Here is a 1,917-nt window from a genome sequence, read left to right on the forward strand (position 1 = left end):
GCTCTTCACGGCCTCGCCCGCCAGCCCGCTCAGCTACGTCACGATGTGCACGCCGCTGCTGGCGGGCCTGGCCTACGGCTGGCGCGGCGCCGGCGCTCACGGACTTCGTCGACCGCGCGATCGGCCCGCTGCTGGCCCACGACCGCACCGCGCGCCAGCCGCTGCTGCCCACCCTGGAGGCGTACCTCGCCAGCGCGGGCCGCAAGGCCGAGACCTCCCGCGACCTGAACGTCAACCGCCAGACCCTGTACGACCGCCTCGCCCGCATCTCCCAGCTGCTGGGCACGGACCTGGACGATCCGCAGACGGTACTGGGGCTACGGCTGGCCCTGCACGCGCGGCGGCATACGGAGCACGGGTAGCGGCAGGCGGGCGCCGCGGGCCAGGGCGGAGCCGGGGCGTCGTGCCCCTCAGCCCTGACGCTGCGCCAGCTCGTCGTACACGCTCAGGACCTGGGCGACCGTGTCGTCCTCGGTGGGCCAGTCGGCGGCCTGGGCGCGTCCGGCGTCGGCGAGTTCGGCCCGCCGGGCCGGATCGTTGAGCAATTCCACGATCGTGCGGGCGAGGGCCGGGGCATCGCCGTACGGGACCAGTTCGGCGGCCCGGCCGACCAGTTCGCGGGTGCCGCCGGTGTCCGTGGCGACCAGCGGGACGCCGCCGCGCAGCGCCTCCTGGGCGAGTACCGAGCGGGCCTCCCAGCGCCCCGCCACGAGCACCAGGTCGGCGGCGGCGAGCAGCCCGGGGACGTCCTCGCGCCGGCCGAGCAGCCGTACCGGCAGCCCCTCCGCGTCGATCCGCTGCTGAAGGGCGGTCCGCAGGGGGCCCTCCCCCGCGATGGCCAGCAGCGGCTGCGGGTCCAGGCCGTACCAGCCGTGCGCGGCGTCCAGCAGCACCTCGTGGCCCTGGTGCGCGTCCAGCCGACCGACGGCGAGCAGCAACGGGCGCCCGACCGCGCCCAGTTCGGCACGCCGCTTCTCGCGCCGCCCGAGCTCCCGCGCGTACTCCTCAGCGCTCCGCGGGCGCGGCCCCGCCGGGGGCGCCAGACGTGCGTCGCGGGCGCCCCGCTCGCGGGCCCTGCTCACCAGTTCGGCGCACGAGCCGAGCACGACCGCCGAGGCACGCGCCACCCGGCGCTCCAGCAGGCGCGTCACCTGTGCCCGCGCGCCCTCGCTGTGCACCTTGGTGTGCCAGGTGACGACGAGGGGGACGCGCCGGCCGCGCAGCGCGAGGGAGGCCCGCAGCCCGGCGTGCAGGCCGTGCGCGTGGACGAGGTCGGCGTCCGCGCAGGCGGCGCGGAGCGCGGCGATGCTCCCGGGGTCCGTGCGTGGCGGGATCCGTTCGAATCCCGCGCCCACGTCCGTGAAGCCGTACGCGTCCTCGGCGTCGGGCGCCGCGCAGACCGTCACCCGTACCCCGCGCGCGACGAGCCCCGCCGACAGCGCGTGCACATGGGCCGCGCTGCCGGCGCTGCCGCGGCCCAGCACCTGGACCGTGCGCAGCGGCGACGGTGCGGGCGGCGGGGTGGGTGTGCTGCTCACGAGTGCGTCGGGCTCCTGGGTCGGCGTGGTCCGGTGGGGCGGGCGGGATGCGCCCAGCATGCCAGCCCGCGCCGTCCGTGCGGCACCGATGACAAGCCGTTGTGCTGCGGCTGCGCGGCCGGGGCCCGCCGGGACCACTCACACGGGTGATCATGTCGGTCTTCGTACGGCCGCACCGCGGGCGGCGGTCGGCAGGGCGCGGGCGACGGTCGGCAGGGCGCGGGCGGCGGTCGGCAGGCCCGGCCGACTCCGCCGTCTCCGTCAGCCCCCCGGTCCCCGGCGGCCCCGGCACGCTACCCCGTGAGCACGCCCCCCGCGGCGGCGCGGCTGACGCCGTCCCCCGAGGCCGCCGCGGCGGTCAGCGCGGCGGCGTGGGCCA

General features: G+C 78.1%; 1 protein-coding gene and 1 pseudogene. One reads left to right on the forward strand and one right to left on the reverse strand.

Translation table 11 applies throughout. The features are described 5' to 3' along the window. Window positions 1-89: 89 nt before the first annotated feature. Window positions 90-362 (forward strand): annotated as a pseudogene (locus tag ABT381_RS35655) (PucR family transcriptional regulator); the annotation flags it as partial. A 48-nt stretch (window positions 363-410) separates the two neighbouring features. Here the strand turns inward: ABT381_RS35655 and ABT381_RS35660 are convergent. Then, entirely contained in the window at window positions 411-1,538 is a 1,128-nt protein-coding gene (locus ABT381_RS35660) for a glycosyltransferase family 4 protein (protein WP_351602245.1), read from the reverse strand. Between the last annotated feature and the right edge of the window lie 379 nt (window positions 1,539-1,917).

The sequence above is a fragment of the Streptomyces sp. NPDC000151 genome (genome assembly GCF_040301705.1).
Taxonomy (GTDB): Bacteria; Actinomycetota; Actinomycetes; order Streptomycetales; family Streptomycetaceae; genus Streptomyces.